4 protein-coding genes and 1 pseudogene are annotated in these 4,308 nt (G+C 40.0%); 4 read left to right on the top strand and 1 reads right to left on the bottom strand.

Annotated elements, in window-relative coordinates; translation table 11 throughout:
- A partial coding sequence (gene sucD, locus AYJ08_RS02640; RefSeq protein ID WP_064016481.1) for a succinate--CoA ligase subunit alpha occupies window positions 1–701 on the top strand: 701 nt, incomplete at its 5' end.
- A gap of 190 nt (window positions 702–891) precedes the next feature.
- A pseudogene (locus tag AYJ08_RS24830) lies at window positions 892–1,098 on the top strand (DinB family protein); the annotation flags it as partial.
- Window positions 1,099–1,381: 283 nt separating this feature from the next.
- Here the strand turns inward: AYJ08_RS24830 and pabB are convergent.
- The gene (gene pabB, locus AYJ08_RS02635) at window positions 1,382–2,923 is read right to left on the bottom strand and encodes an aminodeoxychorismate synthase component I (RefSeq protein ID WP_231928972.1); all 1,542 of its coding nucleotides are present in this window, start codon (window positions 2,921–2,923) and stop codon (window positions 1,382–1,384) included.
- A gap of 282 nt (window positions 2,924–3,205) precedes the next feature.
- On the opposite strand from pabB, the gene AYJ08_RS02630 reads away from it, so the two are divergent.
- Together AYJ08_RS02630 and AYJ08_RS02625 are read left to right on the top strand one after the other, a co-directional pair.
- Window positions 3,206–3,856: an anthranilate synthase component II gene (locus AYJ08_RS02630; RefSeq protein WP_064016479.1), complete on the top strand. Its 651-nt coding sequence runs from the start codon at window positions 3,206–3,208 to the stop codon at window positions 3,854–3,856.
- Window positions 3,857–4,142: 286 nt separating this feature from the next.
- Window positions 4,143–4,308 (top strand): BlaI/MecI/CopY family transcriptional regulator (locus tag AYJ08_RS02625; RefSeq protein WP_197490568.1); only part of this gene is annotated, 166 nt, incomplete at its 3' end.

Genomic DNA, 4,308 nt, shown 5'->3' with positions numbered 1-4,308 from the left:
TTTCCGTTAGTTATGTCGCAGCTCGCTTTGCGGCAGATGCGATCCTAGAAGCGGTTGACGCTGAATTAGGTTTGGTTATTTGCATCACGGAGCATATCCCAGTTCTTGATATGGTTAAAGTAAAACGCTACATGGAAGGCAAGAAAACTCGCCTAGTAGGTCCAAACTGCCCGGGTGTTATTACTCCAGATGAGTGCAAAATCGGGATTATGCCTGGCTACATTCATAAAAAAGGCCATGTAGGAATCGTATCCCGTTCTGGTACTTTAACATATGAAGCGGTACACCAATTAACTGTTGAAGGTATCGGTCAATCGACAGCAGTCGGAATTGGTGGAGACCCGGTAAATGGCACGAACTTTATCGATGTGCTAAAAGCTTTCAATGAAGACCCGGAAACATATGCGATCATTATGATCGGTGAGATCGGTGGTACTGCTGAAGAGGAAGCGGCTCTTTGGGTAAAAGAGCATGCAACTAAACCAGTAGTAGGCTTTATCGGTGGACGCACAGCACCTCCAGGAAAACGTATGGGACATGCTGGTGCTATCATCTCTGGTGGTAAAGGAACAGCAGATGAAAAAATCCGTGTCATGAACGAATGCGGTATTAAGGTAGCAGAGACTCCTGCAGTAATGGGTGAGCTATTAATTTCCGTATTAAAAGAAAAAGGCCTATATGACAAGTGCAAAACTCACTAATCGTATCTAGCTAAGCTGGTAGATTAGTAGGGGGTGTAAAAGGATAGAGCGAGCTGATGAATGGCTATGCTCTATCCTTTTTATTTGACGTCAATAACTATTGATCTATTCAATGCTACCTCCTTTTTGCTGAAGGAGGATTTCGATATCAAGGATTTTTGTTGCGTGAACAGTAGCTCGTAAAGCTTCATTTGGGGACTATCATACCATAGAAAAAGTGAAATCCCTCTCTGATACATGTCGTACTCACACGAGGGATTTTTGCAGACGGACGCACATGTTTTACAAAACACCATAGTAATAGTTCCATGGGATCAAGGAAGGTTTACAGTAAGAGAGATTTTACACCATGTTATTGCTCATGAGGATTCATCATATTAGTCAATTATCTGTTTGAGCGAGGGAACTACATAAAAAACCAGTCTCTGCAAGTTTTTTAGGACGGATATAATTAGAGTAGAGAGGAAAGCATTGTTCTGGTTTATTACTGTCTACAATCAGAGAGGCGAGAAGGCGAGAGAACCTTTTTGAAGGAGAGTTACTGTCATTTTCACAACAGTTTCGCCATCAAAAAGGTACGTTGATAGATAGCTGATAACGTAATGATAAAAAAGTAAATACATTAGAGCTGTCGTTTTCATTCATGTTCTAAGCACTGATCTTTAGGGTTATATACGCACTTAGGCCTTCATCTCATGTATCGTCCATAGCTGATCGTCAAATTTGCCATAACGTGAAATGGTTAGTGCTTTGATCAAAGCATGTCCTTTTAACAAAATTTCTTCAAATTCCTGTTCTGGATCAGAGAGACTTACAATGGCGCCTCCTACACCTATTGTCGTTGTTTGCGGGGACATTACAATGGTTCGTATGACAATGTTGAGGTCAATCGTTTTGTTTAACCCTAGAAATCCAATAGCTCCAGAATAGATGCCCCGAGCGTTGGTTTCCATTTCGTCGATGAATGTCATTGTACGCAATTTCGGAGCCCCGGTCATTGAACCTCCAGGAAAAGCAGCACGTATGCAGTCGATTGCTGACAGCTCAGGTCTGAGTGTACCTTGAATAGTAGATACCATCTGGTGTACCGTTTGATAGGTTTCAATGGCCATTAATTTGGGAACACGAACGCTTCCCGTTTCACATACTTGGCCTAAATCATTGCGCAACAGGTCAACAATCATGAGATTCTCGGACCTATCCTTCTCACTGCTGCGTAATTGTTCTGCAAGACGCATATCCTCCTCGGAATCAGAGCCGCGTGCTATTGTGCCTTTTATAGGCTTGGCCTCAACCAATCGATTTTGATCGATTTTGAGGAACCTCTCTGGAGATGAGCATAGGATACTTAGGTCGTGAAACTTGAAAAAAGCAGAGTAAGGAGCTGGATTAATCTCGCGTAGAATTCGATACGTCAACATTGGATCGAAATTCTCCTGCGTATGAATTCTGTTCGTTAAACAAATTTCATATGTTTCACCGTCTAAAATATATTGCTTGCATGCCTCTATGCTATCTACATATTGTGAGTGTGATTGACTCAAGTGAAAGGAAAGCGGTTGCTTGACATCACCTGTATTGGGAATTTCTACAGCTGGCTGCAGGGGAAGGTTTTTTAGTTTTTGTTCCATACTTTCAAACCACAGGTCAGCTAAAGCAAGATCATTAATTGGTACAATGCTAACCAAATAGATACACTTTTCCTGATGATCAAACGCAAGCAGTCGATCGGCATAGATAAACATTGCGTCAGGGGTTGCTGCGGTGTGGTGTATGGAAGCACCGCATTCTGCTTTTAATTCATAGCCAAAGTAACCAACAAACCCTCCGTTAAAATCAAAAGGCAATTCAGTAGATTCTTGTTGCATGCTATATAATTCACGGTCTAAATAATCAAAAATGCTCTCAGTGACTTCAGTTTGTCCCGTAGAATGTTTTATTTTAATCTGCTTCGTCGCTGTTTCATAGGAAATAACCCGGCTTAATGGACCATCGTTTGTTCCCATAAATGAAAAACGGGACAAATTTGATTCTACACGACTGCTATCTAACCAGTATGTATATGCTTCTTTTGAAAATAAATGAAGAAAGACTCGTTCTGGTTCTACATACATCGTTAATTTTCGACTGATAACCTTGACAGTTGGCAATGTATCTGTCTTTTTGTGAGAGATTCCCTGAGGGACAATTGAATGAGGTGGAATGTTAGACAAAATACACATCTCCTTGTATATGTTAATCACGTAATTATTGTGTGTAGGAAATTTCCTCCCTTTGATAGTTACATAAAATTGATACCAATTGCAAAATTATTTTTGAGGAGTCCAAAAGGCTTGTAAAAGCATCAAGGGCTTCTGGATGGAATTACTTATCCTAAAAAGATTTATTGATCGTCTAAATTCACGTATGATTGATACAGCATGTTTCTGATACCATACATTTTCGAAAAAATAATTCCAGTATAATGTGAGGATGCCCTTTTGCAGTGGAGAGGAGTAAAGACTGTGAAGACTTTATTAATTGACAACTATGATTCCTATACGTTCAATCTTTATCAACTTTTCGCGTCTACAAGTGGAGTGTTGCCAACAGTCGTTCGTAACGATCAATTTACATGGTCGGAATTACAGAACCTGTCGTTTGATAACATTGTCATTTCACCTGGACCAGGAACCCCGGCAAATATAAAGGATTTTGGGATTTGCAGAGACGCTTTGCTTAAAGCTGAAGTTCCCATTTTGGGGGTCTGTCTGGGACATCAGGGAATTGGTCATATATTTGGTGCAAAAATCATTCATGCACCAGAGGCGATGCATGGGAGATTAAGCAATATATGGCATAATCATTCAACGTTGTTTCGAGGAATTCCACAAGGCTTTCAGGTGGTTCGTTATCATTCTCTAATAGTTGAGGATAGACTCCCTGAATGCCTTGAGAAAACGGCATGGACAAGTGATGGTATCATTATGGGATTGCGCCATAAAGAACGGCCGATTTGGGGAGTACAGTTCCATCCTGAGTCAATTTGTACTGAATTTGGACAGCAATTAGTTGAAAACTTTACAGAGCTGACCAGAAAATATCATTCTTCAGAAAAAGTACAGCTAGAGGATTCTGCGGATGAGACCCTCCATCCAAAATGTCTAGTCATGTAATTGAACATCATGGGGCTACATGATGAAGTCTCCCTTCCTGATAGCGTTAATTTTCGCTTGGGAGGGATTTTTTAGTTTAGAAAGCGGATGTCCAGACTTGTGTAGAAAGCTTTTCAACTTACATCATTCCTGAGGTTTTTGCCTATTTCTACGTGAAGATATCCTGACTAGAAGAATTGAATAGGTATGAAATTGTATAAAATTGTTTGACATTTTTGATTTACAGATGTAATATTTAATGCAGCGCTAACTATTACGATTGTAAATACAAAGGAAGGGTGAGTATATGACTAGTATTCCTAAAATCTCAGAAGCTGAATGGGAAATTATGAAGATTATTTGGAATGATAATCCGATTACAGCCGAGAATATCATTCATGTTTTGCCAAACGACATTATGTGGACCGAGCAAACAGTTCGTACGTTTTTAAATCGGTTATTGAAAAAGAAGG

The sequence above is a fragment of the Brevibacillus sp. SKDU10 genome (genome assembly GCF_001645205.1).
Classification (GTDB): domain Bacteria; phylum Bacillota; class Bacilli; order Brevibacillales; family Brevibacillaceae; genus Brevibacillus_B; species Brevibacillus_B halotolerans.
The sequence above is the reverse complement of the archived record's forward strand: the minus strand, read 5'-3'. Positions and strand labels throughout refer to the sequence as shown.

Excerpts from the sequence above, each read along its gene's own strand:
- pabB (WP_231928972.1), bottom strand. The coding sequence starts at position 2,923 with ATGTGTATTTTGTCTAACATTCCACCTCATTCAATTGTCCCTCAGGGA.